This is a genomic window from Streptomyces sp. NBC_00316 (assembly GCF_036158715.1).
Taxonomy (GTDB): Bacteria; Actinomycetota; Actinomycetes; order Streptomycetales; family Streptomycetaceae; genus Streptomyces.
The window spans coordinates 1,798,997-1,823,825 of record NZ_CP108023.1; the positions used below are offsets into that span (position 1 = coordinate 1,798,997).

Below are 24,829 nucleotides of genomic sequence, written 5' to 3' on the forward strand. Positions count from 1 at the left end.
ATGATCGCCGAACTTCAGTGCGTGGTGCTCGACTGCCCCGATCCCGTACGTCTCGCCGAGTTCTACCGTTCGGTCGCCGGCGGCCGGGTCAACGAGCCGGACCGGCGGTGGGGGCTCGACGAGGACTGGGCGACGCTGCACACCGGCGCCGGTCTCGTCCTCGCGTTCCAGCGGGCGGCCGGCCACTGCCCGCCGCGGTGGCCGGACCCGGCGCACCCTCAGCAGTTCCATCTGGACTTCGGTGTGCCGGACCTGGACGCGGCGCAGGCGGAGGTCCTCGCGGCGGGTGCGACCGTGCTCGATGACGGGAGCGCGGACGGATCCGGGGGCGGGGCGGCGGACGCGGAGCGGGCCGAGCGGCCGTGGCGGGTCTACGCCGATCCGGCGGGGCACCCGTTCTGCCTGGTCCTGCACCGTGTGGAGCAGCCGTAGCCCCGTCCTCGCGACGGGCCGGACCGCGGACCCGAGGGCCGGGTCATCTCCCGGTGCGCAGCGCCTCCAGGATCCGGTCGGCCGTCGCCGCGTCGCGGGCGGCCGTGAACGGCAGGGTGTTGCCGCCGGTGATACGGAACGGGGCGCCGGAGAGCGTGACCTGGGTGCCGCCCGCCTCGGTGACCAGCAGCAGGCCGGCCGCGTGGTCCCAGGCGTACTCCCAGTTGAAGGCGACCGCGTCCTGCTTGCCGCGGGCGACGGCCAGGTATTCGAGGCCCGCGGAGCCGCACGGGTAGGCGTTGATGCCTTCGCTGCGCAGGCCGAGCAGGGCGCGCTTCTGGGCATCGGAGGTGTAGTCGGGGTGCGACATCGCCACGTCGAGCACGGCGCCGGGCTCGGGCGATCCGGAGCGCATCGGAACGCCGTCGATCGTGGCGCCCCGGCCGCGGACCGCGATCGCCATCTCGTCCAGGGCCGCGGCATACGTCCACGAGGCGAGCAGTTCGCCGCGGTGGGCGAGGGCGACGAGGGTGCAGAAGCCGGGTTCGCCGCGGACGAACTGGCGGGTGCCGTCGACCGGGTCGACGATCCAGACCGGCGCCTCGCCGCCCAGGGCGTCGTACACCCTGGGATCGGCGTGGACCGCCTCCTCACCGACGACCACCGAGCCCGGCAGGAGCCGGGTCAGGGACGCGGTGAGGTGTTCCTCGGCAAGACGGTCGGCGGTGGTGACGAGATCGTGCGGACCGCTCTTCTCGACGATCTCGTGTGCGGCGAGCTGCCGGTAGCGCGGCATGATCTCGGCGGCGGCCGCTGCGCGGACCGCCTCCTCGACCTCGGTCAGGTCCCCGGCAAGGAAGTCATCGAACATGACCCCAGCTAAGCACGGTCCACCGGGTTCCTGACGACCTGGTCATGACGTGAAGATGGCCGGTCAGCGGCCTACGGCGTACCCCTGCATGCCGCGCGGGTTCGCGGCGGCGGACAGCACTCCGGTCTCCGGGTCGCGGGCGACGGCGCACATGCGGCCCTCGGACCACGGATCGCCGACCGTGACGTCATGGCCGCGGCGGCGCAGTTCCTCGACGACCTCCGGGTCCATGCGCTCCTCGACGGTGACGCTGCCGGGCCGCATGCCGCGCGGGAAGAACGAGCCGGGGAAGCTGTCGTTGTGCCAGTTCGGGGCGTCGATGGCACCCTGCAGGTCGAGCCCGCCGCGGACCTCGGCGCGCAGTGCGACGGCGAGGAAGAAGTGGACCTGCCACTGGTCCTGCTGGTCACCCCCGGGCGTGCCGAACGCCATCACCGGGACGCCGTCGCGCAGCGCGAGGGAGGGGGTGAGGGTGGTGCGGGGGCGCCGGCCGGGGGTGAGCGAGTTCGGCAGGTCCTCGTCGAGCCAGGCCATCTGCAGACGGGTGCCGAGCGGGAAGCCGAGCTCGGGCACGACCGGGTTGGACTGGAGCCAGCCGCCGCTGGGGGTGGCGGAGATCATGTTGCCCCACCGGTCGACGACGTCGAGGTGGCAGGTGTCGCCGCGGGTCGCGCCGTCCGCTGCCACGGTCGGCTCGCCGGGGGCGGCGCCGTCTTTCGCGACGGTCGGCTCACCGACGCCCGCCGCCGGGATGCCCATGGCGTCGAACCCGGCCTCGCCGGAGGCGACGGCGTGCGCGTGCCCGCTGAGGACCGGGGTCCGGCCGCCGGGGCTGCCGGGCCGCAGCTCGCGCGACGCCTCGTCGGTGATCAGTGCGCGCCGCTCGGCGTTGTACGGCTCCGAGAGCAGCGCATCGAGGGGGACGTCGGTGGCGTCGCCGTACCAGGCCTCACGGTCGGCCATGGCGAGCTTGCAGCCCTCGATGAGCAGGTGCACGTACTCCGCGGAGCCGTACTCCGGGAGTTCGGCGGGGAGCAGGGCGAGCTGCTGGAGGAAGGCGGGGCCCTGGCTCCAGCCGCCGGCCTTGGCGAGCGTCCAGCCGTTCCAGTCGTACGTGGCGGGCGCCTCGTACGACGCGGACCAGCCGGCGAGGTCCTCGGCGGTGAGGGTGCCGGTGTGGCGGCTGCCGCTGGTGTCCATGGTGGGGCGGGCGGCCTGGCGGACCAGGGCCTCGGCTATGAAGCCCTCGCTCCAGATCTTCCGTGCCGCGTCGATCTGGGCGGTGCGGTCCTCGCCGCCGTTCTTCTCGGCCTCGGCGATCACGCGGCGCCAGGTCGCGGCGAGGGCGGGGTTGCGGAAGAGTTCGCCCGGCTTCGGGGACTTGCCGCCGGGGAGGTAGACGTCGGCGGAGGACTGCCACTCGGTCTCGAAGAGCTCGCGGACGGTCTCGACGGTCTGGCCGATCCGCTCGACGGGTGCGTGGCCGTCCTCCGCGTAGCCGATCGCGTACCGCAGCACCTCGGCGAGGGTCTTGGTGCCGTGGTCGCGCAGCAGCAGCATCCAGGCGTCGAACGCGCCGGGGACGGCGGCGGCGAGCGGCCCGGTGCCGGGGACGAGCTCGAGACCGAGGGAGCGGTAGTGGGCCACGGTGGCACCGGCGGGCGCCGGGCCCTGACCGCACAGGACCTGCACGTCGCCGTCGCTCGGCGCCAGGATCATCGGCACTTCACCGGCAGGACCGTTGAGGTGCGGTTCGACGACGTGCAGGACGAAACCGGCGGCGACGGCGGCGTCGTAGGCGTTGCCGCCGTCCTCCAGGACGGCCATCGCCGACTGCGAGGCGAGCCAGTGGGTGGAGGACACCATGCCGAAGGTGCCCTGGAGGGTCGGCCGGGTGGTGAACACGGATGCGGCTCCTAGCTGCGACGTGCGGTGCGACGTACTCGGGGTGTGGTTCGAATCGTATGTACGGAAGGTCACGAAGCCGCGTCCGGGGCGGTCCCGTCCGCTCCGACGAGGTGGCAGGAAACCTGCCGTCCGCCGGGCAGCTCGCGCAGGACCGGCACCTCGGTGCGGCAGCGGTCGGTGGCGAGCGGGCAGCGGGTGTGGAAGCGGCAGCCCGCCGGGGGGTCGAGCGGGCTGGGCAGATCGCCGTGGAGCACGATGCGCTCGCGGGAGCGCTGTTCGACCGGGTCGGGAACGGGTGCCGCGGAGAGCAGCGCCTGGGTGTAGGGGTGCTTCGGGGAGGCGAACAGCTCGGCGGTCGGGGCCTGTTCGACGATCTGCCCGAGGTACATCACGGCGATCCGGTCGGCGAGGAACTCGACGGCGGCCAGGTCGTGGGTGATGAACAGGCAGCCGAAGCCGCGGTCGCGCTGGAGGTCGGCGAGCAGGTTGAGGACGGACGCCTGCACGGAGACGTCGAGCGCGGACGTCGGTTCGTCGGCGACGACCAGATCCGGGTCGCAGGAGAGCGCACGGGCGATGGAGATGCGCTGCCGCTGGCCGCCGGAGAGCTCGTGCGGGTGCCGGTCGGCGTGTTCGGGTCGCAGCCCGACCTGGCCGAGGAGCTGCTCGACCCGGGCGCGTACGGCCTCGCCCCGTGCCTGGCGGTGCAGCTTGATCGGTTCGGCGATGATCTGGCCGATGGTCATGCGGGGGTCGAGCGAGGACGACGGGTCCTGGAAGACCAGGTGGAAGTCCTTGCGCAGGGGGCGCAGCGCGCGGCGGGAGAGGTGGGTGACGTCGGTGCCGTTGATGCGGACGGTGCCACCGGTGGGCTCGTCGAGGCGTACGGCGCAGCGGCCGACGGTCGACTTGCCGCTGCCGGACTCGCCGACGAGGCCGACGACCTCGCCGCGGCCGATGGTGATCGAGACGCCGTCGACGGCACGGACGGTGCCACCGCCGGAGGCGGCGAAGTGCCGTTCCATGGCGGTGATCTCGAGCACCGGGGCGTGCTGTCCGGCGGCGGTTGCGTCGCTGTCGCGGGGTGCGGGGACCGTCTGTGCGGTGGTCACTCTCCGGCCTCCTGGTCAGGTGTGTCGAGTGTGTCGGGTGCGGGGGCGGTGGCCACGGCGTCGTCCGTACCGTAGGGGTGCCAGCAGGCCACCCGGTGGCGGGCGTCCACGCCCGCCTGCGGGTCGATGGACTTGAAGCCGGGCCGGCCGCCGGTGCAGGTGTCGTCGGCGCGGCTGCACCGCGGGGCGAAGGTGCAGGCGTCCGGCTGGCTGTCGAGGCTCGGCACCAGGCCGGGGATCTCGGGCAGCCGCCGCTTGCCCTCGCCGCCGGGCCGCAGGACCGCGCCGAGCAGACCTCGGCTGTACGGGTGACGGGAGGAGCCGAACAGGTCGTGGACCGGGGCCTGTTCGACGGTGCGTCCGGCGTACATCACCAGCACCCGGTCGGCGGCGTCCGCCACCACACCGAGGTCGTGGGTGACCAGGACGATCGCTGTACCGAGCCGTTCCCGCAGCGACTGGAGGACTTCGAGGATGCCGGCCTGGACGGTGACGTCGAGTGCGGTGGTCGGCTCGTCCGCGATGAGTACGGAGGGGTCGCAGGCGACGGCGATGGCGATCATCACGCGCTGCCGCATACCGCCGGAGAGCTGGTGCGGGTACTCGTCGACGCGGCGTTGCGGGGCCGGGATGCCGACCAGGTCGAGGAGTTCGACGGCCCGCGCCTTCGCCTCCCTCTTGCTCAGCCCCTGGTGCCTGCGCAGCACTTCGCCGATCTGCCGGCCGATGGTGAGGACCGGGTTCAGCGAGGTCATCGGCTCCTGGAAGATCATCGCGATGTCCTTGCCGCGGACCTTCTGGAGCTCCTTCTCGGTGGCGCCGACGAGTTCCCGGCCGCCGAGCCTGATGGAGCCGCCGATGTGGGCGGTGGGCGGGAGCAGGCCCATCACCGCCATCGAGGTGACGGACTTCCCGCACCCGGACTCCCCCACCAGGGCGAGGACTTCACCGGGTGCGAGGTCGTAGGAGACGCTGTCGACGGCGTGCACGGTCCGGGTGTCGGAGCGGAAGGACACCGACAGGTCGCGGACGCTGAGGACGGGTGCGCGGACCGGCTCCCGTACGGGTTCGAGGACGGTCTCGGTCATCGGGTGCCTCCACGGGGGTCGAGGACGTCACGCAGTCCGTCGCCGAGCAGGTTGAAGGCCAGCGTCGCCGCGACGATCGCCAGGCCGGGGAAGACGGCGAGCCAGGGCGCGGGGGCCAGGAACGACTGGGCGCCGGAGAGCATCACGCCGAGCGACGGGGCCGGCGGCTGGACACCGAGGCCGAGGAAGCTGAGCAGCGCCTCACCGATGATCGCGGCGGGGATGCCGACGGTCGCCTGCACGATCAGTGCCGAGGTGGCGTTGGGCAGGATGTGCCGGAAGAGCACGGTGCCGTCGCCGCCACCGTTGGCGATGGCCGCCCCCACGTAGTCGACGTGCTTGAGCCGCAGGGTCTCGGCCCTGGTGATGCGGATGACGGCGGGGATCTGCGAAATGCCGATGGCGATCGTGGCGTTGGTCAGCGACGGGCCGAGGATCGCGGCCAGGCCGACGGCGAGCACGAGGAACGGGAACGCCAGCATGGTGTCAGTGAGCCGGGAGATGGTGCTGTCCGCGAACCTGCCGTAGTAGCCGCCGACCAGTCCGAGCGGCACACCGACGACGAAGGCCAGCACGACGGCGACGAGGCCGACCTGCATGGAGGCCCGCGCCCCGTACACGATGCGGGAGAGCTGGTCGCGTCCGAGGTCGTCGGTGCCGAGCCAGTGGGACCAGCTGGGTTCGGCCAGTACGTTCCCGAAGTTCGGCTGGGTGGGGTCGTACGGGGCGATCAGCGGCGCGAGCAGTGCGGCGAGGACGAAGACGGCGGCGATGATGCCGCCGGTGAGGGCGAGCCGGTTCTTGCGCAGGGCGCGGAGCCGGCCGCTGCTCGGCCGCTTCCTGGCGGCCTGTGGGGTGGTGGGGAGCGCTGTGGTCGCGGTGGTCACCGGGCACCTCCGAGCCGGATGCGCGGGTCGATGACCGAATAGACCACGTCGACCAGCAGATTGATGAGGATGTACGCGGCGGAGGTGCAGAGCACCACGGCCTGGAGCGTCGCGTAGTCGCGGGTGAAGACGGCGTCGATGGTGAGCTTTCCGAAGCCGGGCAGAACGAAGATCTGCTCGGTGACGACGGCGCCGGAGATCAGATGGCCGAGCTGGAGACCGAGGACGGTCACGACGGTGACGAGCGAGTTGCGCAGGGCGTGCCCACCGACGACGGACCGCTTCGACAGCCCCTTGGCGCGGGCGGTACGGACGTAGTCGGCGGAGAGCGAGTCCAGCATCGCGGCGCGGGTCTGCCGCATCACGACGGCGGCCAGTCCGGAGCCGAGGACGATCGCGGGCAGCACCATGCGACGCAGGTTGTCGATCGGGTCGGTGCCGAACGGTACGTAGCCGGAAGCGGCGAACACCGGTATGGCGATGGCGAATCCGAGGACCAGCACGATGCCGAGCCAGAAGGTCGGGACGGAGAGGCCGATCAGCGCGATGACGTTGGCGAGCCACTCCTCGGGCTTGCCGCGCCGCACGGCGGCGACGACTCCGGCTCCGATGCCGAGGACGACGGCAAGCAGCAGGGAGAGCGCGGCCAGTTCCAGGGTGACGGGAAGGGCCTGGCCGATGGCGTCGGCGACCGGGAGTCCGGTACGCGAGGACGTGCCGAGGTCGCCGGTGAGGGCGTGGCCGATGAACCGCCCGTACTGCACGACGATGTTGTCGTTGAGCCCGTACGCCTCGCGGATCGCGGCCAGCGCCTCGGGGCTGCGTTCCTCGCCGGCCAGGGCGAGCGCCGGGTCGCCGGGCAGCGCCCGGATACCGGCGAAGACCACGACGGAGACGAGGAAAAGCGTGATGAGGGACTGACGAAGACGCGTCAGCAGGTATTTCGTCATCGGGTGTACCCCGCAGTCTTGACCCGGACCAGGCCGTCGCCGTAGACGCGGATACCCGCGACGGACTTGGCGGCGACGACGTAGTTCTTCTGCCGGTAGAGGTAGATCATCGTGTGGGCGTCCTGAACGCGCCGGGTCAGCTCGTCGTAGATCTCGGTGCGCCGGGCCGGGTCGGCGACGGCGCGGCCTTCGGCGATCAGCTTGTCGATCGCCGGGTCGGAGAGGCCGTAGGCGTTCATGGCGCCGGCGGTCCCGAGGAAGTTGGAGACGTTGCCGTCGGGGTCGAGCCGTCCGGACCAGCCGCTGGTGAAGACGTCGTAGTGCCCGTCGTCGGTCTCCGAGAGCATGGTGGCGTACTCGGTGGGACGCAGGACGAGGTCGAAGCCGGCCTCCTTGACCATGGCCTGGAGGACCTGTCCGACGCGTCCCGACTCGGGGGTGGTGGAGGTCTTCAGTTCGATCTTCAGCGGGGTCTTCACCCCGGCTTCCTTCAGCAGCTTCTTCGCCTTGGCCACATCGCGCCCGGGGCAGTCCTCCGGCCTGATACCGGGAGCGATGGCGGACTGCGGGGAGATCGGGCTGCAGGCCGGCTCGTACATGCCCTGGAAGACGACCTTGTTGAGCGTCTCGCGGTCGATGGCGAGCTCGAACGCCTCACGGACCCGGACATCGCCGGCGATCGGGGTGTCGAGCTTGCCCGGCTTCTTGCCGAGACCGTACACATTGCCGACGTTGAGGCCGATGCCCTGGTAGCCGAGCGAGGGCGAGTTGAAGAGCTGGAGCTTGGGCTCGGTCAGCGCGCTCTGCACGTCGATGGGGCCCATCTGGTCGCCGACCTGGAGGTCGCCGGAGCGCAGGTTGGCGAGCCGGACGTTGCCGTCGGGGATCGGCTTGTATATGACGCCGTCGAGGTGGACCTCTGCCGCGTCGTAGTAGTGCGGGTCCTTCTTGAGCACGATCCGGTCGCCGCCGACCCGCTCGACGAAGCGGAACGGCCCGACGCAGGACGGGTGGTTGGTGAAGTCCTTCCCGTACTTCTTCAGCGCGGTCGGCGACATCACCATCCCGGCCCGGTCGGCCAGCACGCCGGTGAGCGGGACGTACGGGTGGTCGAGCCGCATACGGACGGTGTACGGGCCGGTGGCCTCGACCGTGCGGACCGGGGCGAGTTCGGTGGCACGCGCGGATCCCGGCAGATCGCGGTGGCGCAGCAGCGAGGTCACGACCGCCTTGGCGTCCAGCCGCGTGCCGTCACTGAAGGTCAGGTCGTGACGCAACCGGACAGTGACCGTGCGGCCGTCGGCCGAGGTGGTGGGCATGGCGGCGGCGAGCTGCGGCACGACCGCGCCGTCCTCGTCGATGTCGTACAGCTTCTCGCACATGCCCGCGAAGACCGTCCGGCCCACCAGGGTCTGGGCCAGGGTGGGGTCGAGCTTGTCCGGGTCGGAGTTGAGAGCAACGGTGAGTGTCCCGCCGTCGCGCACGGACCGTTCATCGGTTTTCCGCACACCGCCGACCGCGGTTGCCGAGGACTGCAGCGACGCGCAGCCCGAGGTGAGGGACACAAATGCAACTGCCACCAGGGCAACCGCTTTTCGGCGCACGAGGGCCTACCTCCCGCCAGAGGGTGATCAAGGAATATCGCAGACCGTATTTCGCATACAGTCCGCAAGGCAAGGGGGCTTCCCACATAGCGGACGGTTTTTACTGACGATCGGATAACGGAAGGGTGTCGGGCACGCACCGGCCGGGTGGTTCGACCTCGATGTCCCGTTACGACATCGACAGCGCGCCGCCCGACCTTCTCCGCCGGTCCGCCGGGGCCGGCCCATCTGGTCCCGGACCGGCTCGACTGCACGTCAGACGCACCGTGACCAGCTCGAACGGCCCCAGCAACAGCCGTACACCCCCGTCCAACCGCACCGGCCGTCGGCGAACACGAGCCCGGCCCGCCCCCTCCACGTGGACGAGTCAGCGGCAGCGGCGCCCGGCGTCCGGCGGCTCACGACGCGACCGGGCGCAGCCCGTCGCCTTCCCCTGCCCCCCTGAGGGCGTCTCGAAGAATGAGACGAACAAGGGGAATCGCACGGAATGAACCGAGTCGGTGAAGACGTTGTCACACCTCGGAACCGGCTCATGCGCGAGTCGGGCGGATCTGGAGGCAGGGCTGTGCACGGTGAGTACAAGGTCCCCGGCGGCAAGCTCGTCGTGGTCGATCTGGACGTCGAGGCCGGCGCCCTGCGCCATGTGCGCGTCGCCGGGGACTTCTTCCTCGAGCCCGACGACGCCCTCCTCGCGATCAACGCCGCGCTGGAAGGCGCCCCGGCCGACACGGACACCGCCGGTCTCGCGACCCGCATCAACACGGCACTGCCCGCCTCCACCGTGATGCTGGGCCTGACCTCCGAGGGGATCGCCGTCGCCGTACGCCGGGCGCTTGCGCACGCCACCGAGTGGAGCGACTACGACTGGCAGCTCATCCACGAGGCCCCGCAGTCCCCCGCGCTGCACATGGCACTCGACGAGGTCATCACCGCCGAGGTCGCGGCAGGCCGGCGTCCGCCGACCCTGCGTGTCTGGGAGTGGGCCTCCCCTGCTGTGATCATCGGCAGCTTCCAGTCCCTGCGCAACGAGGTCGACCCGGCGGGCGCCGAGCGTCACGGTGTCACGGTCGTGCGCCGCATCTCCGGCGGTGGCGCCATGTTCGTCGCAACGCAAAGGCACTACAGCCTCGCTGTCTAGCCATCGCGCGGCACCTAGCCTCAATACCAGTAACTTAGGTGCAATCTGGTCGTTGCTGGTGGTATGCCGAGAGCGGGTCAGCTGAAGTCATCTGGTGAGCGTCTGTCGGACCGGGTCGCGGTCGGGGTGCTGACGCAGGCGTTTCCTGCGCGGCTCGTGGACGAGGTGTTGGCGGAGACGGGCCGGGTGCAGCAGCGAAACCGGCTGTTGCCGGCCCGGCTGGTGGTCTACTTCGTGCTGGCGATGTGCCTTTTCTCGGGGCAGAGCTACGAGGAGGTCGCCCGGCTGCTGACCATGGGTTTGCAGGGTGAGCGGCGCTGGCGTGCGTCGTGGGCGGTGCCGAGTACGGCGGCGATCTGGAAAGCCAGGTCACGGTTGGGGGTGGCGCCGCTGCGGCAGTTGTTCGCGCGGGTGTGCCGTCCGGTTGCCACACCGGGTACTCAGGGTGCCTTCTACCGAGACTGGCGGCTGACCGCGATCGACGGCACCACGTTCGATCTGCCCGACACGAAGGCGAACGTGGAGGCGTTCGGCCGTCCACCGCGTTCCGGGCGGGGCGAGCAGAACGTCGGCTACCCGCAGATCCGCATGGTCGGCCTGGTGGAGTGCGGCACCCACGCCGTTTGCGACGCCGCGATCGGCCCTCTGCGGACCGGAGAGCAGGCCCTGGCCCGGGCGGTCCTGCCGTCCCTGCGGCCGGGGATACTGCTGCTGGCTGACCGTGGCTTCTACAGCGTGGACCTGTGGTGCAAAGCCGCTGCGACCGGAGCCGACCTGCTGTGGAGAGTCCGCAAGGACCTCGTGCTGCCCGTGGTCGAGCAGTTCCCGGACGGTTCTTATCTCACGGAGATTTTCGACCGCAGCGACATCCATCACGTCCGTCGCGGGGTCCCGGCACGCGCGGTGGAGTACGCCATCGCCGGCCACGAGGGCGTCTACCGGCTCCTCACCACGGTCCTCGACCCGGACGAGGCCCCAGCCGCGGAACTGGCCGGACTCTACGCCCAGCGATGGGAGTTCGAGTCCACTCTCGACGAGATCAAGACCCACCTCGGCGGTTCCCACCTGGTGCTGCGTTCGCAGCACCCCGACGGAGCCGAGCAGGAACTCTATGGCTTCCTGCTCGTCCACCACGCCATCAGGCGTCTGATGCACCAGGCCGCTCGACAAGCCGACCACGATCCCGACCGGATCTCCTTCACTCGCTCACTGCGCGTCGTGCGCCGCCAGGTCACCGACCAGGCGGCGTTTTCCCCCGGCAGACTCGCCCGTGCGGTCAAAGCAACCCACGCTGAACTCCTCGAACGACTCCTGCCACCACGACGCCGCCGAGCCAACCCCCGTGTCATCAAACGCAAAATGGCCAACTGGCCCCTCAAACGCGCAGCCCACCATGGTGCAGAACACCCGCCCGCCCCGGCCATCACCATTGTCAATGCCACCAAACCCAAACGGGTCAAGCGGATAAAAACGCCCTAAGTTACCGGTATTGCACCTAGCCTCGCCGTTTCGGTTGGGCTGAAGCGGCGTCGCTGATGACCAACTGTGGGGTGGTCGAGGCGATTTTGTTGCCTGGGCATGGCGGGGCCCCGGCGCGGTGGTCGGGTTCTCCGGGGTCCTTCGGGTTGTGGGTGGGCGGGGGACGGCCGCTCAGCCAACTGGTCGGGGCAGTGCGGCGAGGCGGTGGAAGGCCGTGGCCAGTTCGTGTCTCCAGGGCCAGGTCGCCGAGATCCGTAGGCGGAGGCGGCGTCCGCCGCGGGTGAGGCGTGCGGCGACGTGCAGCAGCCGGTAGCGGAGGTTCTTGGGTTCGGCAGCGGCGAGTTCACCGTCCAGCAGGAGGACGCGGGCCCAGGCGAGGAGATCGATGGCTGCGAGGCTGAGTTCGAGCCAGGTGGCGTTGATGGTGAAGTGGCGGGAGGGGAAGCGGCCGAAGCCGGTGATCTTGCCGCACCGGATGTGGTCTTCGACGGTGGCGTGTCCGCGGTGGCGGACCTCCAGGAACTGCGCTGAACCGCTGCCGGGGTAGGGGGTATCGGTAAGGAATACCTGGTGCCGCAGGCCCTCGTCGTGATCGAACAGGGACAGCTGTGCTCCGGGGTGCGGTCGCTCTCGGCGCACGATGATGCGGGTGCCGACCGGGTAGCCGGCAAGGTCGACCGTGCCGGTCAGCTCGGCGACCTCGGCGCCGTCGCGCAGTGTCCCGTTCTGGTCCAGGGCGGGATGCCAGACCTGCTCAGGCAGGGTCCGGATCGCGCGGCGGACCGGCTCGGTGACCGCGTATCCGACCGAGAACCGCAGGTCCAGGCCGTGCTCGCGCAAGGTTCAGATGTGGGCGAGGAACGCTTTCGCGGATCCGGCGCTGTCGGCGCGGATCAGGATCGCGGTGCCGTGCCGGTGAGCGTCGGGGATTTGCGCGAGGGCGTCGTCCAGCACCGCGATGTGGTCGGCGGCGGTGTTGGCTCCGGAGTTGCCGGGACGCAGCCGGCCGGACACGGCCTCGCCGGTGTTCGCGAGGAAACACAGCAGCGGGTGGAAGCCGAAGCCGCCCTTATAGGTGGGTGCGGCCTGTTCCTTCTCGGAGTGGCAGGTGATCAGTGTGGCGTCGAGGTCCAGGACCAGGCCGGGCAGAATGCGTCCCGCGGCCCGGGCTGCGGGTATGCCCTCGCCGGTCTCGGCGGCCTGCATCCAGGCGACTTCCCGGGCCGAGGCGCGGGCCGCTCGCAGCGAAGCGAGTGCAGCCTCGTCGGTGTCGGCGAGCAACCGCCAGGCCGTGGGTGTGGAAGCGACCGGGCCGAACACCTCGCCCTGGTCCCGCAGCACGGCCAGATCCGCGATCGCCTCACCGCCGTCGGCGAGCATCACCGCGAGATCGGTGGCGGTCCGGCCCGGATCGTGTCCCGTCCCGCGCGGTCGCAACGGTCTGAGCGCATTGGAGTACGCGGTGGTCAGACCGGTGGCCTCGGCGAGATCCGTCAGCAAACGTGCCCCGGCGTGCCCGACCACGCCCGAACCGTCAGTGGACACATGAAGCTTGGGACGAGAACCGATACCCTGCACGCAGAAAGTGCCTTCCGCTTGGACCGACAGAACCCCTCGACAAGGTTCATCGTCCCAGCTCAGAAGGCACTTTCGCGTATCCGGCCAGCATCCGGACCAGCCCCAACCGAAACGGCGAGGCTAATGTCAATACCAGTAACTTAGGTGCAATCTGGTCGTTGCTGGTGGTATGCCGAGAGCGGGTCAGCTGAAGTCATCTGGTGAGCGTCTGTCGGACCGGGTCGCGGTCGGGGTGCTGACGCAGGCGTTTCCTGCGCGGCTCGTGGACGAGGTGTTGGCGGAGACGGGCCGGGTGCAGCAGCGAAACCGGCTGTTGCCGGCCCGGCTGGTGGTCTACTTCGTGCTGGCGATGTGCCTTTTCTCGGGGCAGAGCTACGAGGAGGTCGCCCGGCTGCTGACCATGGGTTTGCAGGGTGAGCGGCGCTGGCGTGCGTCGTGGGCGGTGCCGAGTACGGCGGCGATCTGGAAAGCCAGGTCACGGTTGGGGGTGGCGCCGCTGCGGCAGTTGTTCGCGCGGGTGTGCCGTCCGGTTGCCACACCGGGTACTCAGGGTGCCTTCTACCGAGACTGGCGGCTGACCGCGATCGACGGCACCACGTTCGATCTGCCCGACACGAAGGCGAACGTGGAGGCGTTCGGCCGTCCACCGCGTTCCGGGCGGGGCGAGCAGAACGTCGGCTACCCGCAGATCCGCATGGTCGGCCTGGTGGAGTGCGGCACCCACGCCGTTTGCGACGCCGCGATCGGCCCTCTGCGGACCGGAGAGCAGGCCCTGGCCCGGGCGGTCCTGCCGTCCCTGCGGCCGGGGATACTGCTGCTGGCTGACCGTGGCTTCTACAGCGTGGACCTGTGGTGCAAAGCCGCTGCGACCGGAGCCGACCTGCTGTGGAGAGTCCGCAAGGACCTCGTGCTGCCCGTGGTCGAGCAGTTCCCGGACGGTTCTTATCTCACGGAGATTTTCGACCGCAGCGACATCCATCACGTCCGTCGCGGGGTCCCGGCACGCGCGGTGGAGTACGCCATCGCCGGCCACGAGGGCGTCTACCGGCTCCTCACCACGGTCCTCGACCCGGACGAGGCCCCAGCCGCGGAACTGGCCGGACTCTACGCCCAGCGATGGGAGTTCGAGTCCACTCTCGACGAGATCAAGACCCACCTCGGCGGTTCCCACCTGGTGCTGCGTTCGCAGCACCCCGACGGAGCCGAGCAGGAACTCTATGGCTTCCTGCTCGTCCACCACGCCATCAGGCGTCTGATGCACCAGGCCGCTCGACAAGCCGACCACGATCCCGACCGGATCTCCTTCACTCGCTCACTGCGCGTCGTGCGCCGCCAGGTCACCGACCAGGCGGCGTTTTCCCCCGGCAGACTCGCCCGTGCGGTCAAAGCAACCCACGCTGAACTCCTCGAACGACTCCTGCCACCACGACGCCGCCGAGCCAACCCCCGTGTCATCAAACGCAAAATGGCCAACTGGCCCCTCAAACGCGCAGCCCACCATGGTGCAGAACACCCGCCCGCCCCGGCCATCACCATTGTCAATGCCACCAAACCCAAACGGGTCAAGCGGATAAAAACGCCCTAAGTTACCGGTATTGAGGCTAATGTTCGATATGGCTAACCTTGGAGGTGGCTCGTTACGCATCCGCGCGGTCGCGGAGTCATGAAAGGAAGGCCGGTCATGTCGAAGAACGAGAGGTCGTCCCAGCCCTCGCACGGCGAGGGGCCGAGTCGCCACAAGGGCACCCACCAGCATGGCTGGTCGTCCGACGTGGATGAGACCCACCAGGAGGCCAACGAGAGTGCGCGCCGGTCCTTCCATCCGGACGAGTACGCGCCGGAGCCCGGGCCCGGCAGGAAGATCTCCGAGGAGGAAACCAAAGAGGTCCCCGGCGACGCAGTCAAGAGCACACATCGCCCGGGTGAGGAACACGCCAAGAAGTCCAGCGATAGCGGTATGCGCGACACCGGTCCCAAAGGCCGGTCCCAGCGCCCCAGCGGTACCAGGGACGCCTCGGCATCCACAGGAGTCGACCCTCAGGACCCGCCCTCCAACTCCGGCTGACCCGGCGGCGTCCGTCCCAAGCCGAGGAGCTGGCGCCAACCTCGCGAGGCACCAAGCGAGGGCCCACGTTGGTCCCACTTCCCAACGGGCTCCTCGCCGCGCCTGACGCCTCGGATCGGTCGCCCTGCCCTTTGCGTCTTACTGATCGCTTCAGAGTGAAATCGGTGTGGTGACTTGGCAGTCAGTGTCCGATACGCCGGCCAGGGCCGGGCAGGCAGGGGCCTTCCGGAACTCATGGCCCAGAACTGCCGAACGAGGCGGCTGCCCGGTCCGCAGGCTCTCTTCGACTGTCGGAATGGCTCAACAGGGCGCCGCAGGACCCGACGTTACGCGCTGCATGTCCGGCGTGGGCTCTCCCGCGGTTCAAACCTGGCGAGCCGCGAGACCGCTACCCCTGGAACAGCGCCGACTGCCCGGTCCGCCACGCTTTCAGGAGATGGGATGCCAGCCGGCTCTCCAAGTGCACGGTGGCATCGGCTCCGAAAGCCACTTCTGAATCCAGGCGTGGCTCTTCGGCGAGCAGACCGCCGATCACTTCTCGGCGTACGACCTGTTCGTGTACAGCGTCCGCCTCCACGTGCTCCGCGTAGAAGCGCTCGGCCGCGGGACCGGCACCGGTGCGCCGCATCGCTGAGGCGAGTCGGCGTGAGCCGGGTGACGAGGTGACCTCGACGCAGGCGAAGTGGCCGACCAGTGCTCCGCGAAACGCTCGGTGCAGGCCGAACAGCGTCATTACGTTCACTGCGGCGAGGGCGGGGGCGGGCGCCGCCTCCAGGTAGTGGCCGTAGCGTGGGTCCAGCCCCAGATCTGCCATCAGCTCGGCGAAGAGCTGGGCGTGGATGTTCTCGGCCCGCCCGGCGCCGAACTCGTCGTACTCGATGGCCACCATTCCGGCCTTGGCGCGCCCGCGCAGTCGGGGAATCACCCATGCGTGGGGGTCTGCCTCCTTGAGGTGGTACAGCGAGCGCAAAGCGGCGTACTCCCGGATCTGCCACAGCTCACCGCTGTGCTCGAGGTAATGGGCGACGCTGTCGCGATGGTCGGTGGACTCCACCAGCAGCTCGCTGAACGCCTCATCCGTTGAGCGGCCTGATAGCACATCGGCGCGCAGGGCGCCGAGGAAGCGCTCTTCGAGCGCCCGGCGCAGCGGTATGAGGGCGGGGTCCCACTCACGGTCCTCGGCGATGTCGGCAAAACCGCGGTAGTGCAATTCGTAGAGCACGTAGAGGGCCAGGTGCAGGTCCTCCCCGTACGGGTCGGTGGCCGCGGCCTCCCCCACATCGGGAGGGGCTTGCTGCGGCGAGGCAAGAGCAGCGAACAGGCCGGTCGAGAGCGGTCCCCTGGGGCTGGGCATGGATGGGCCGGCAAGGCTGTGGTCAGTGGTGGTCGCCGTCATGAGTGCCCTTCGGGTCCTTGCCGGGAGACTGGTCACGGCCCGCGCAGCGGCAGGCGCCAGGGATTTCGTGTGGCGGCGGTGGCTGGTGTCGCACCATGGGTGTATGCGGCTGCGGCGGCAGGTGCAGACGGCGACGATGAACCGGTCGGAGGCGGCGACCGTGCCGTCCTCCTGGAGGATCTCCACTGGTCCTTCGATCAAGATCGGACCGTCGCGGTCAACGGTCACGCGCCTGGCGTGGTCACATTCGTTCGGCACGGATGATCACCAGCTCCTCTGTGTCCTCCGCGGCGCCGATCAGGCCCTGGGCACGCAGCCATGGCAGCCGCTTGATGATCACGGGTCCGAAGGGTACGTACGACCAGTCCGTCACTGAGCAGTGCAGACCGGTCTCGGTGAGCCGTCTCAGCGTTTCCTCGACGCTGCAGAGTCCGGAGTGCACCATGAGCAGTACGCCGTGCGGTCGGAGCAGCTCTCGGGTGTGGGCGCAGATCCGGTCGAGGGCCTGCCGTCCGCCGTGACCGGCGTCCCAGGCAACCGCGGTCCTGTGGCTGCGGGTGCGACGTGCGTGGGGCGCGGGGACGTACGGCGGATTGCTCACCACCACGTCGAAGCGCTGCCCGGCGACCGGCGCCGTGAGGTCGCCACGCAGCACCCGCACGCGGCGCCCGGCACGCACGGCGTTCATCCGAGCAGTCATTACCGCCCGTCGGGAGATATCGGTCGCCGACACTCGGGCCCCCATCCGCGCGGCCAGCAGAGCGAGAGCGCCGCTTCCTGTGCAGACGTCGAGGACGTCCATGCCCGCCGTGATCCCCTCGGCGTGGAGCGCCCGTGCAAGCAGCTGAGTATCCGCCTGGGGAGCGTAGACCCCGGGCGGTATCCACAGGTTCCCGAGGCCGGCAGTCGGTGCGGCAGCAGTCGTCATCTGAAGCCTCCATGAGGATACGAGCAGGCATCTTGTTCGTCTCGCCAGGCGCGTGCCCACCTCATTCAGATTCGGTGTGCCCGCGGACCGCCGCCACTCGAATGGCGGTCTCCGCCCTCCTGCCCTGTGACTGCTGTCGCATGTGGGGCGCCGGGGGCCCTTGCCCCGCCACAGGCGGCGTGGCGAGGGAGCGATACGGGCGTCTGGCCGGCGGGCGCCCGATCAGTCGGCGTCCACGTCGTGCACGGACACGCGGATGGTGTCGATGTCGCTGTCGGCGGCATCGGGAATCAGCATTCCCGCGCGGGCCCCGGTCCGCAGGTAATCCACCACAGCTTGGTCGAGCAGTTCGCCGGGGAGGGCCGCTGGGATTCCCGGGGGGTAGGGCGTGAGCATCTCGGCGCAGATCCTGCCGACCGCTCGGTCTGCGGGCACCTGCTCGACCTCGCCGAAGAAGGCGTCACGCGGAAGCGTTACCTGCCGGAGACGCAGGTCGCCCGGGGCCGGGACACGGACATCCGGGGCCGGCGGCAGCTCGTGGGCGTGGGCGACAAGGTCTCGCAGGCCGTCGAGAAGTCGCCCAGTCGTCGTCTCGTCGTCGGCGTGGGTGAGCTGGGCGTTGATGCGCCTGTGGTCGGAGGTGTGCAGGTTGATGCGGTGGTATCGGCGCATCCAGTCGGCGGCTTCGTAACCGCTCAACTTCACCCCGCTCAGGTCGATGAAGATCTGGAGGGGGTCCATGTCGAAGGCGCGTGCCTCGCCGCAGAAGTCGTCGCGGTCGTTAACGTGCAGGTCCCCGATGTCCTCGATGGCCGCTCGTACACGGCGGGCCCTGGAAAGTGCCTCGTCCATGAGCTCACGACCGTGCTCCACCATCTGGCGGCGCCATCCGTCGAGGGCTGCATAGATGAGTACCGAGGGGCTGGTGGTGCCCAGCAGGTCGGCGCGGGAGGCGAGGGTCTGCGCGGTGACGAGGTCGCCTTGCAGGTGGAAGACCGAGCTCTGTTCGAGCCCGGAACCCATTTTGTGGACCGACGTGACGCACACATCGGCACCGGCGTCCATGGCCCAGGTAGGCAGTTCGGGATGAAAGGGCAGGTGGGCCCCCCACGCTTCGTCCACGATCAGCGGCACGCCCCGCTCGTGGCACAGCGTCGCGATGGCTCCGATGTCGGCGCAGGTGCCGTAGGGCGTGGGGCTGGTGACCAACGCCCCCCGTGCATCCGGATGTTCCTCGAACGCCGACCGAAAAGCCCCGGGTGCTGGCGGGTGAGACAGGTGGAGATCCGGGTCCCACTGGGGGTCGATCCACACAGGGCGGATACCTGCAAGGATCAAGCCAGAGATGACCGATTTATGTGCGTCTCGTCCGACCAGCAGCTTCTCGTGCGGCCCGGCGACGGAGAGCATCGCAGCCTTCACCGACAGCGAACTTCCACAGGTGGAAAAGAACGTGTGATCGGCACCCACAGCGTCGGCCATCAGCTCTTCTGCCCGCTCCAGGATTCCCTGGGACATGGTCCGGTCGTCCAGACCGGACAGCGCCAACACATCCGCACTGAAAAGAGCGTCCCCCAGAACAGCCCGAACCCTTGGGTCGGCTCCCCGACCCTGCTTGTGGCCAGGAGGAGTGAAAGACAGTTGCTCCTGCGCCTGGTATGCCGTCAGAGCTTCGAGTACTGGAGCTGTCGAATGGTCCATGATGTGCGGCTTTCCGGTAGGGGCGGGCGAAAACACTTCGGCTGAGCTGCCCGGGAGGCGTACAGAGGCTCCGGGAGACAGCCCGCGCGGTCGGCGGGGCGGAGCGAGTCCCCGACCACCTGCCGCACCTTCCGGCATGCGCCCAGGACCGGCGCGCATTCTTGCCCCATGTCTGGTCGCACCTGTCAGAGAGCAGGGGTGAAGCGATCCCAGGCGCGGTGTCCCCCGAGTAGATTTGTCACGGCCTGCAGCACGGCGGACGCGGCCCCACCGACCACCACCCCTGCGGACTCCGCGGGCAAGCCGGCTGCCTCCAGAGCACTCGCCCCTTTCCCCCAGACCCCGATGGCCTTGCCGTGGCGATACGCCTCGGTGATCATCAGCAGCAGCCGGGGGTCCACGCCGGTGGCCGCGGCTGCGCCGTCGTCGACCTTGGCGTCGCGGGCCCCGTAGGCATCCGCGGCCGGAGCCGGCGCCCCGGCCAGCAGGATCGCGTCGAACTCGGTGGACCGGGCGGTGGCAAAGGTCCGTTGCACGGTGACCAGGTCGCCATCCTGGCCCAGCGTGCCGCCGACCGGAGCGATGACCAGGGCGACCATGCCGGCGTCGAGGACTGCACGCCGCACTTCGCGTACGCCGTCCAGGTCGTCCGCGCCGTCGGTGACGATGCCGACGACCCGGCCGTCGACCGGCCAGGCCTCACCGAGCTGGGACAGCGCGGGACTCGGCTCTACCGCAGCCAGGGTGACGGTTGCCTGCGGGGCCGGAAGGCCCAGACCGGCCGCGACCTGCGTGCACAGATCGGGGTCAATGTTGGCGAGCACCTGCAGTGCCCGTTCCTTGATTGCCGTCTCCCAGCACTTGCCGAGCTCGAAGGTGTAGGCGGCGACGATGTGTTCGCGCTCCATGGGGGTCATGCTGAGCCAGAACAGCCGGGCCTGGCTGAAGTGGTCGTCGAAGGAAGCCGCAGAGTCACGCACCTTGCGGGCCGCGGGCATCTCGGCCGGCACCTCGATATAGGCGCTGGTGTCTGCGCCGGCGAGGAACGGGCAGCCGCCGTCGAGGGAGTTGGGCCGATACGGCGCCACGCCGCGGTGCACCGCTGTCTGATGCATGCCGTCACGCAGCATGTCGTTGACGGGCGCGTGCGTGCGGTTGATCGGCAGTTGCGCGAAGTTGGGTCCGCCCAGTCGGCTGATCTGGGTGTCGAGGTAGGAGAAGAGCCGCCCCTGCAGCAGCGGGTCGTCGGTGACGTCGATGCCGGGAACCAGGTGGCCGAGGTGGAAGGCGACCTGCTCGGTCTCGGCGAAGAAATTCGACGGGTTGGCGTTGAGGGTCATCAAGCCGATCGGACGGACCGGCGCGAGTTCCTCGGGCACGATCTTCGTCGGGTCCAGCAGGTCGATGCCTTCGAAGGTCTGGCCCTCGGTGTCCGGGAAGGTCTGCACGCCCAGCTCCCATTGTGGGAAGGCGCCGGACTCGATCGCGTCAGCAAGGTCACGGCGGTGGAAGTCGGGGTCCATGCCTGCAGTGATCTGTGCTTCCTCCCACACCAGCGAGTGCACACCCAGCTTCGGTTTCCAGTGGAACTTCACCAACGTGGTGGCGCCCTCGCCGTTGACCAGCCGAAAGGTGTGGACGCCGAAGCCCTCCATCATCCGGAAGGAACGCGGGATGCCCCGGTCCGACATGTTCCACAGCGTGTGGTGGGTCGCCTCCGTGTGGAGGGTGACGAAGTCCCAGAACGTGTCGTGCGCGCTCTGCGCCTGGGGGATCTCACGGTCCGGATGCGGCTTGCCCGCGTGGATCACGTCGGGGAACTTGATCGCGTCCTGGATGAAGAACACCGGGATGTTGTTGCCGACCAGATCGAAGACACCCTCGTCTGTGTAGAACTTCGTGGCGAAGCCCCGGGTATCGCGCACGGTGTCGGCGAGCCGCGCGAGCCCAGCACGGTGGAGAAGCGGACGAACACCCGCGTCTCGGCTCCCTCCGCAAGAAAGGCAGCCTTGGTGATCCCCGCGGCAGCGCCGTAAGCCCGAAAGACGCCGTGGGCGGCGGCCCCGCGGGCATGCACCACCCGTTCAGGGATGCGCTCGTGATCGAAGTGAGTGATTTTCTCCCGCAGGTGGTGGTCCTGGAGTAGTAGAGGCCCGCGAGGGCCGGCCTTCAGTGAGTGGTCGGTCTCGTACAGACGTGCACCCTGAGCGGTGGTCAGGTACGCGCCCTCCTGCGCGACCTGGCCCTGTCGCTCCCCGGTGGGCTGCCCGGTCGGGCTGTACGTGTCCGGGCCGCGCTGGTCGCCCTTGGGCGGCAGCGGCCCGCGCGCCTCGGTCGGCTCCTCAACCGAAGAAGCCTCCGGGCCCGGAGCACCGGGAATCTCATTTCCCGGTCGAACCGCCTCCTGAGTCTTTTCCACGACCTTCTTCGCTGCGGTCGACACTGGGTTTTTCTTCTCGCTCACTTTGTTCCGAATCTTTTGAGGGGAAGCGCCGCCGCAGAAGTGAGCAGCACTTGGGCAAGAGCGACATCGCCTGACGACGGGTACCCCTGGACGCGGAGGCAAACTCCTGTGCTGCGCCATCCGGCGCTGTGACACGACCATCGGACGGGCCACGCCGAGACTCTTCGCCTCTAACTGATCGTGACTATCCAGTGACGAGTTACGGATCGCCATCGGCGGGTAAGTCATTCGCTCGTATCGCAGGCGACAGGTTCTGCGCGTGGACTGGGGACCCCGTGCCGCACTGATCGACCGGGAATGGCGCCGCCATCTGGCCAAATCGCTTAGGGGCATGAGAGCGCGGTGGAAGCCGGTGACAGCCGCAGGGCGAAGGAGCGTGATCTTCGGGCCCGAGGGACGGCACGACGCCTAGGATCTGAGACCGCTGGCCTCGTCCGTCAGCAGCACGCGCGGGACTGGAACAGCGTGCAGGAGCATTTCGTGAACGCCGTATGCCTCCAGGCTTACGCCCGCAGCTCCCCGCCTGTCACTCGGAGCAGCACCCGGCTACGCAGGGAAGTCGCCAAGAAGCGGTGAGTGGCGTGGCTCCGGGCACGCTGGGGGTATCCGTGCATCGTGGTAGTCATGCGGAGCGAGGCACCGGGCCCTTGGCTCCTGCTTTGACTTGCCGAGGGGCAATTCCGGAGGTGGGAACATGACGGACGCCGAACGCTCGCGTGACAGCGCTCTTCCCGGAGAGGACAAGGAACACGGCTTCGGGCGGCACGAGACGACCGAGGAGCGGGCTGACCGTCAGTGGACGGAGATGCTACAAGAGGTACGGGTAGCGCAGACTGGGGCGCAGATCTTGTTCGGCTTCCTGCTCAGCGTCGTCTTCACGCCCCGTTTCGAGCAACTGGGCCTGTTCGACAGGAATCTCTATGTGGTCACGGTCGTACTCGGCGCACTGGCGACCGGCGCGCTGGTAGCGCCGGTCTCTTTCCACCGCACACTTGCCGGCCACCGGCGCAAGCCGCAGCTGATCCAAGTTACAGGGCGTTTGATCGCCACCGGACTTGCCCTTCTTGCAGCTGCCATCGTCTGCGCTGTGCTTCTCTTGCTCCGGGTCGCGTTGGAATCCAGCTTCGCCTGGGCTATCGCGGGGTTTGTGCTGATCTGGTTCGCGTGCTGTTGGCTGACCCTGCCCCTCATGCTCAAGCGGCACCTGAAAGGCGCGCAGTGACTGGTGGCTCTCCGAGGCCCATCGGGAGGAGCGCACTCTGCCTTGGGCAGGCCCCCCGTTATGTTCTTCGCGGTCCTGCAAGAGGACCGCTGGCCTCCGGGCCCGGCATGACTGTTCCCCCCTGTCGAACGGATGGAACGGATGACCTGGGGGGTGGTGTCACCGGGCCCGAGAGGCGCCGTTGGAGACGCTGATGAGAGGTCTGACTACTGCCTGGCCTGGCGCAATGCCCGGGGCGCATACGACGCCAACGCCCTGGCCAGCATCACACGAACCCCGTTCAGGAGGATGGGTTGTACGACATCGACGACGCGGGCGTCTTCCTCGGCCTGGACGTCGGCAAGAGTGCCCATCACGGGCACGGGCTCACCCCGGCCGGCAAGAAGGTCTTCGACAAGCCGCTGCCCAACAGCGAACCGAAGCTGCGGGCCGTCTTCGACAAGCTGACCGCGAAGTTCGGCACCGTGCTGGTGATCGTGGACCAGCCCGCCTCGATCGGAGCCCTCCCTTTGACAGTCGCCCGGGACGCCGGCTGCAAGGTCGCCTCCCTGCCCGGACTCGCGATGCGGCGGATCGCCGACCTCTACCCGGGCGAGTCGAAGACCGACGCGAAGGACGCCGCAGTGATCGCGGACGCCGCCCGGACCATGCCGCACACCCTTCGCTCGTTGGAACTGACCGACGAGATCACCGCCGAGCTGACCGTGCTGGTGGGCTTCGACCAGGACCTGGCGGCCGAGGCCACCCGCACCTCCAACCGGATACGCGGCCTGCTCACCCAGTTCCACCCCAGCCTGGAGCGCGTCCTCGGCCCCCGCCTGGATCACCAGGCCGTGACCTGGCTGCTGGAACGCTACGGTTCCCCGGCTGCCCTGCGAAAGGCCGGTCGACGCAGGCTCGTTGAGGTGATCCGGCCCAAGGCCCCGCGCATGGCCGCCCGCCTGATCGACGAGGTCTTCGACGCCCTCGACGAGCAGACTGTCGTGGTCCCGGGCACCGGCACCCTCGACGTCGTGATCCCGTCCCTGGCCCGCTCGCTCGCAGCCGTCCACGAACAGCGACGAGCCCTGGAAGCTCAGATCGGACAGCTGCTGGAGGCTCACCCTCTTTCCGCGATCCTGACCTCGATTCCGGGGGTCGCGGTCAGCGCCGCCACCTTGCTGGTCACCGTCGGCGACGGCACCAGCTTCCCCCACCGCCGCCCACCTGGCCTCCTACGCCGGCCTCGCCCCGGCGACCAAGTCGTCTGGGACCTCCATCCACGGCGAACACGCGCCCAGAGGCGGCAACCGGCAGCTCAAACGCGCGATGTTCCTGTCCGCGTTCGCCGCCCTGCACGATCCCGCCTCCCGCACCTACTACACAAATGCCGGGCCCGCGGGAAGACCCACACCCAGGCACTTCTCCGCCTGGCCCGACACCGCATCAGCGTGCTGTTCGCGATGCTCCGCGACGGCTCCTTCTACGAACCCAGAACCCATCGCCTCGCTTGACGAAAGACATAGAGGCACCCCCCGTTGATCGTCCGACCCGCAGATCGCCCCGAATGATTCCAGGTCGGTCGCGCCCGCCCGAGCTCTACGTGATCCAGAGGAAGGGCAAGTGCTGACCAGGAGTTGATGTCAGCGCAGTACCCGGTTGAGTGATTGCTGACGTCGCTCATTGTGGGTGACAGAGGGAAACCACCTTTTAGGGCATACCTGGTGCTGTTCCCTTTGAACGGGTACATGCAGTACATGAGCATTGGAAACCCTGCCCCCGACCCACGCAACACGCCCGGCTTGGAGCCTGGCGGCGGCGTCCCTCCCGGCGAGACTCCGCCGGCGGAGGGCAGCACCTCGGAAGCAGGGCCACGCCATGCACCTCCCAAGGGATGGGCCAAGTGGCCTCTGATCGCCATTCTTGCCGTGGTGGTGCTAGTCGTGGCCTTCTTCCTCGCCTATGCGCTTTTGGTATAACCAGTGTCGAGCCAAACGGACAGGCCTAAAACAGGAACGGGGCCGCCG

At 69.1% G+C, this 24,829-nt stretch carries 14 protein-coding genes and 6 pseudogenes; 8 read left to right on the forward strand and 12 right to left on the reverse strand.

Annotated elements, in window-relative coordinates:
• A complete protein-coding gene (locus OG878_RS07865) occupies positions 1–432 on the forward strand; it encodes a VOC family protein (protein WP_328886112.1) in 432 nt (143 codons plus the stop codon).
• Positions 433–475: 43 nt separating this feature from the next.
• Here the strand turns inward: OG878_RS07865 and OG878_RS07870 are convergent, their stop codons facing one another.
• From OG878_RS07870 to OG878_RS07900, 7 genes are all read right to left on the reverse strand, one after another.
• Positions 476–1,303, reverse strand: coding sequence for an inositol monophosphatase family protein (locus OG878_RS07870; protein WP_328886113.1), 828 nt, complete (start codon positions 1,301–1,303; stop codon positions 476–478).
• Positions 1,304–1,366: 63 nt separating this feature from the next.
• Positions 1,367–3,208, reverse strand: a complete 1,842-nt coding sequence (locus OG878_RS07875) for a gamma-glutamyltransferase family protein (RefSeq protein ID WP_328886114.1) — start codon at positions 3,206–3,208, stop codon at positions 1,367–1,369.
• Between the two features lie 71 nt (positions 3,209–3,279).
• A complete protein-coding gene (locus tag OG878_RS07880) occupies positions 3,280–4,236 on the reverse strand; it encodes an ABC transporter ATP-binding protein (protein ID WP_328891169.1) in 957 nt (318 codons plus the stop codon).
• Between the two features lie 83 nt (positions 4,237–4,319).
• The gene (locus tag OG878_RS07885) at positions 4,320–5,411 is read right to left on the reverse strand and encodes an ABC transporter ATP-binding protein (protein WP_328886115.1); all 1,092 of its coding nucleotides are present in this window, start codon (positions 5,409–5,411) and stop codon (positions 4,320–4,322) included.
• Positions 5,408–6,298 carry an ABC transporter permease gene (locus OG878_RS07890; RefSeq protein WP_328886116.1) on the reverse strand — a complete coding sequence of 297 codons (891 nt, stop codon included), beginning with the start codon at positions 6,296–6,298 and terminating at the stop codon, positions 5,408–5,410. Before OG878_RS07890 ends, OG878_RS07885 begins: the two co-directional genes overlap by 4 nt.
• A complete protein-coding gene (locus OG878_RS07895) occupies positions 6,295–7,248 on the reverse strand; it encodes an ABC transporter permease (protein ID WP_328886117.1) in 954 nt (317 codons plus the stop codon). Before OG878_RS07895 ends, OG878_RS07890 begins: the two co-directional genes overlap by 4 nt.
• The gene (locus tag OG878_RS07900; protein WP_328886118.1) at positions 7,245–8,828 is read right to left on the reverse strand and encodes an ABC transporter substrate-binding protein; all 1,584 of its coding nucleotides are present in this window, start codon (positions 8,826–8,828) and stop codon (positions 7,245–7,247) included. Before OG878_RS07900 ends, OG878_RS07895 begins: the two co-directional genes overlap by 4 nt.
• A 589-nt stretch (positions 8,829–9,417) precedes the next feature.
• On the opposite strand from OG878_RS07900, the pseudogene OG878_RS07905 reads away from it, so the two are divergent.
• Positions 9,418–9,987: pseudogene (locus tag OG878_RS07905) on the forward strand (lipoate--protein ligase family protein); the annotation flags it as partial.
• A gap of 66 nt (positions 9,988–10,053) precedes the next feature.
• A pseudogene (locus OG878_RS07910) lies at positions 10,054–11,247 on the forward strand (IS4 family transposase); the annotation flags it as partial.
• A 393-nt stretch (positions 11,248–11,640) separates the two neighbouring features.
• On the opposite strand, the pseudogene OG878_RS07915 reads toward OG878_RS07910, so the two are convergent.
• Positions 11,641–13,077 (reverse strand): annotated as a pseudogene (locus OG878_RS07915) (IS1380 family transposase).
• A 139-nt stretch (positions 13,078–13,216) separates the two neighbouring features.
• Between OG878_RS07915 and OG878_RS07920 the strand changes: the two are divergent.
• Together OG878_RS07920 and OG878_RS07925 are read left to right on the forward strand one after the other, a co-directional pair.
• A pseudogene (locus OG878_RS07920) lies at positions 13,217–14,410 on the forward strand (IS4 family transposase); the annotation flags it as partial.
• Positions 14,411–14,728: 318 nt separating this feature from the next.
• Positions 14,729–15,112 (forward strand): hypothetical protein, encoded by a 384-nt coding sequence (locus OG878_RS07925; RefSeq protein WP_328886119.1) that lies wholly within the window; start codon positions 14,729–14,731, stop codon positions 15,110–15,112.
• 388 nt (positions 15,113–15,500) lie between these two features.
• On the opposite strand, the gene OG878_RS07930 is transcribed toward OG878_RS07925, so the two are convergent.
• The 4 genes and pseudogenes from OG878_RS07930 to OG878_RS07945 all read right to left on the reverse strand — a co-directional run bounded on the left by OG878_RS07930 (position 15,501) and on the right by OG878_RS07945 (position 21,601).
• A complete protein-coding gene (locus tag OG878_RS07930) occupies positions 15,501–16,709 on the reverse strand; it encodes an iron-containing redox enzyme family protein (RefSeq protein ID WP_328886120.1) in 1,209 nt (402 codons plus the stop codon).
• Between the two features lie 40 nt (positions 16,710–16,749).
• Positions 16,750–17,436 (reverse strand): HemK2/MTQ2 family protein methyltransferase, encoded by a 687-nt coding sequence (locus tag OG878_RS07935; RefSeq protein WP_328886121.1) that lies wholly within the window; start codon positions 17,434–17,436, stop codon positions 16,750–16,752.
• A 222-nt stretch (positions 17,437–17,658) separates the two neighbouring features.
• Complete coding sequence (locus tag OG878_RS07940) at positions 17,659–19,137, reverse strand: aminotransferase class I/II-fold pyridoxal phosphate-dependent enzyme (RefSeq protein ID WP_328891170.1); 1,479 nt, start codon at positions 19,135–19,137, stop codon at positions 17,659–17,661.
• A gap of 185 nt (positions 19,138–19,322) precedes the next feature.
• Positions 19,323–21,601, reverse strand: a pseudogene (locus OG878_RS07945) (catalase).
• Between the two features lie 694 nt (positions 21,602–22,295).
• Here OG878_RS07945 and OG878_RS07950 point away from each other — a divergent pair.
• The 3 genes and pseudogenes from OG878_RS07950 (at position 22,296) to OG878_RS07960 (ending at position 24,781) form a co-directional block, all read left to right on the forward strand.
• Complete coding sequence (locus OG878_RS07950; protein ID WP_328886122.1) at positions 22,296–22,823, forward strand: DUF6328 family protein; 528 nt, start codon at positions 22,296–22,298, stop codon at positions 22,821–22,823.
• A gap of 293 nt (positions 22,824–23,116) precedes the next feature.
• Positions 23,117–24,316 (forward strand): annotated as a pseudogene (locus OG878_RS07955) (IS110 family transposase).
• A gap of 243 nt (positions 24,317–24,559) precedes the next feature.
• Positions 24,560–24,781 carry a DUF6480 family protein gene (locus OG878_RS07960; RefSeq protein ID WP_328891171.1) on the forward strand — a complete coding sequence of 74 codons (222 nt, stop codon included), beginning with the start codon at positions 24,560–24,562 and terminating at the stop codon, positions 24,779–24,781.
• The last annotated feature ends 48 nt before the right edge of the window (positions 24,782–24,829 follow it).

Coding starts and splice junctions, on each gene's coding strand:
- OG878_RS07960 (WP_328891171.1), top strand. CDS start 24,560: ATGAGCATTGGAAACCCTGCCCCCGACCCACGCAACACGCCCGGCTTG.
- OG878_RS07940 (WP_328891170.1), bottom strand. CDS start 19,137: ATGGACCATTCGACAGCTCCAGTACTCGAAGCTCTGACGGCATACCAG.
- OG878_RS07870 (WP_328886113.1), bottom strand. CDS start 1,303: ATGTTCGATGACTTCCTTGCCGGGGACCTGACCGAGGTCGAGGAGGCG.
- OG878_RS07935 (WP_328886121.1), bottom strand. CDS start 17,436: ATGACGACTGCTGCCGCACCGACTGCCGGCCTCGGGAACCTGTGGATA.
- OG878_RS07925 (WP_328886119.1), top strand. CDS start 14,729: ATGTCGAAGAACGAGAGGTCGTCCCAGCCCTCGCACGGCGAGGGGCCG.
- OG878_RS07880 (WP_328891169.1), bottom strand. CDS start 4,236: ATGGAACGGCACTTCGCCGCCTCCGGCGGTGGCACCGTCCGTGCCGTC.
- OG878_RS07865 (WP_328886112.1), top strand. CDS start 1: ATGATCGCCGAACTTCAGTGCGTGGTGCTCGACTGCCCCGATCCCGTA.
- OG878_RS07885 (WP_328886115.1), bottom strand. CDS start 5,411: ATGACCGAGACCGTCCTCGAACCCGTACGGGAGCCGGTCCGCGCACCC.
- OG878_RS07950 (WP_328886122.1), top strand. CDS start 22,296: ATGACGGACGCCGAACGCTCGCGTGACAGCGCTCTTCCCGGAGAGGAC.
- OG878_RS07895 (WP_328886117.1), bottom strand. CDS start 7,248: ATGACGAAATACCTGCTGACGCGTCTTCGTCAGTCCCTCATCACGCTT.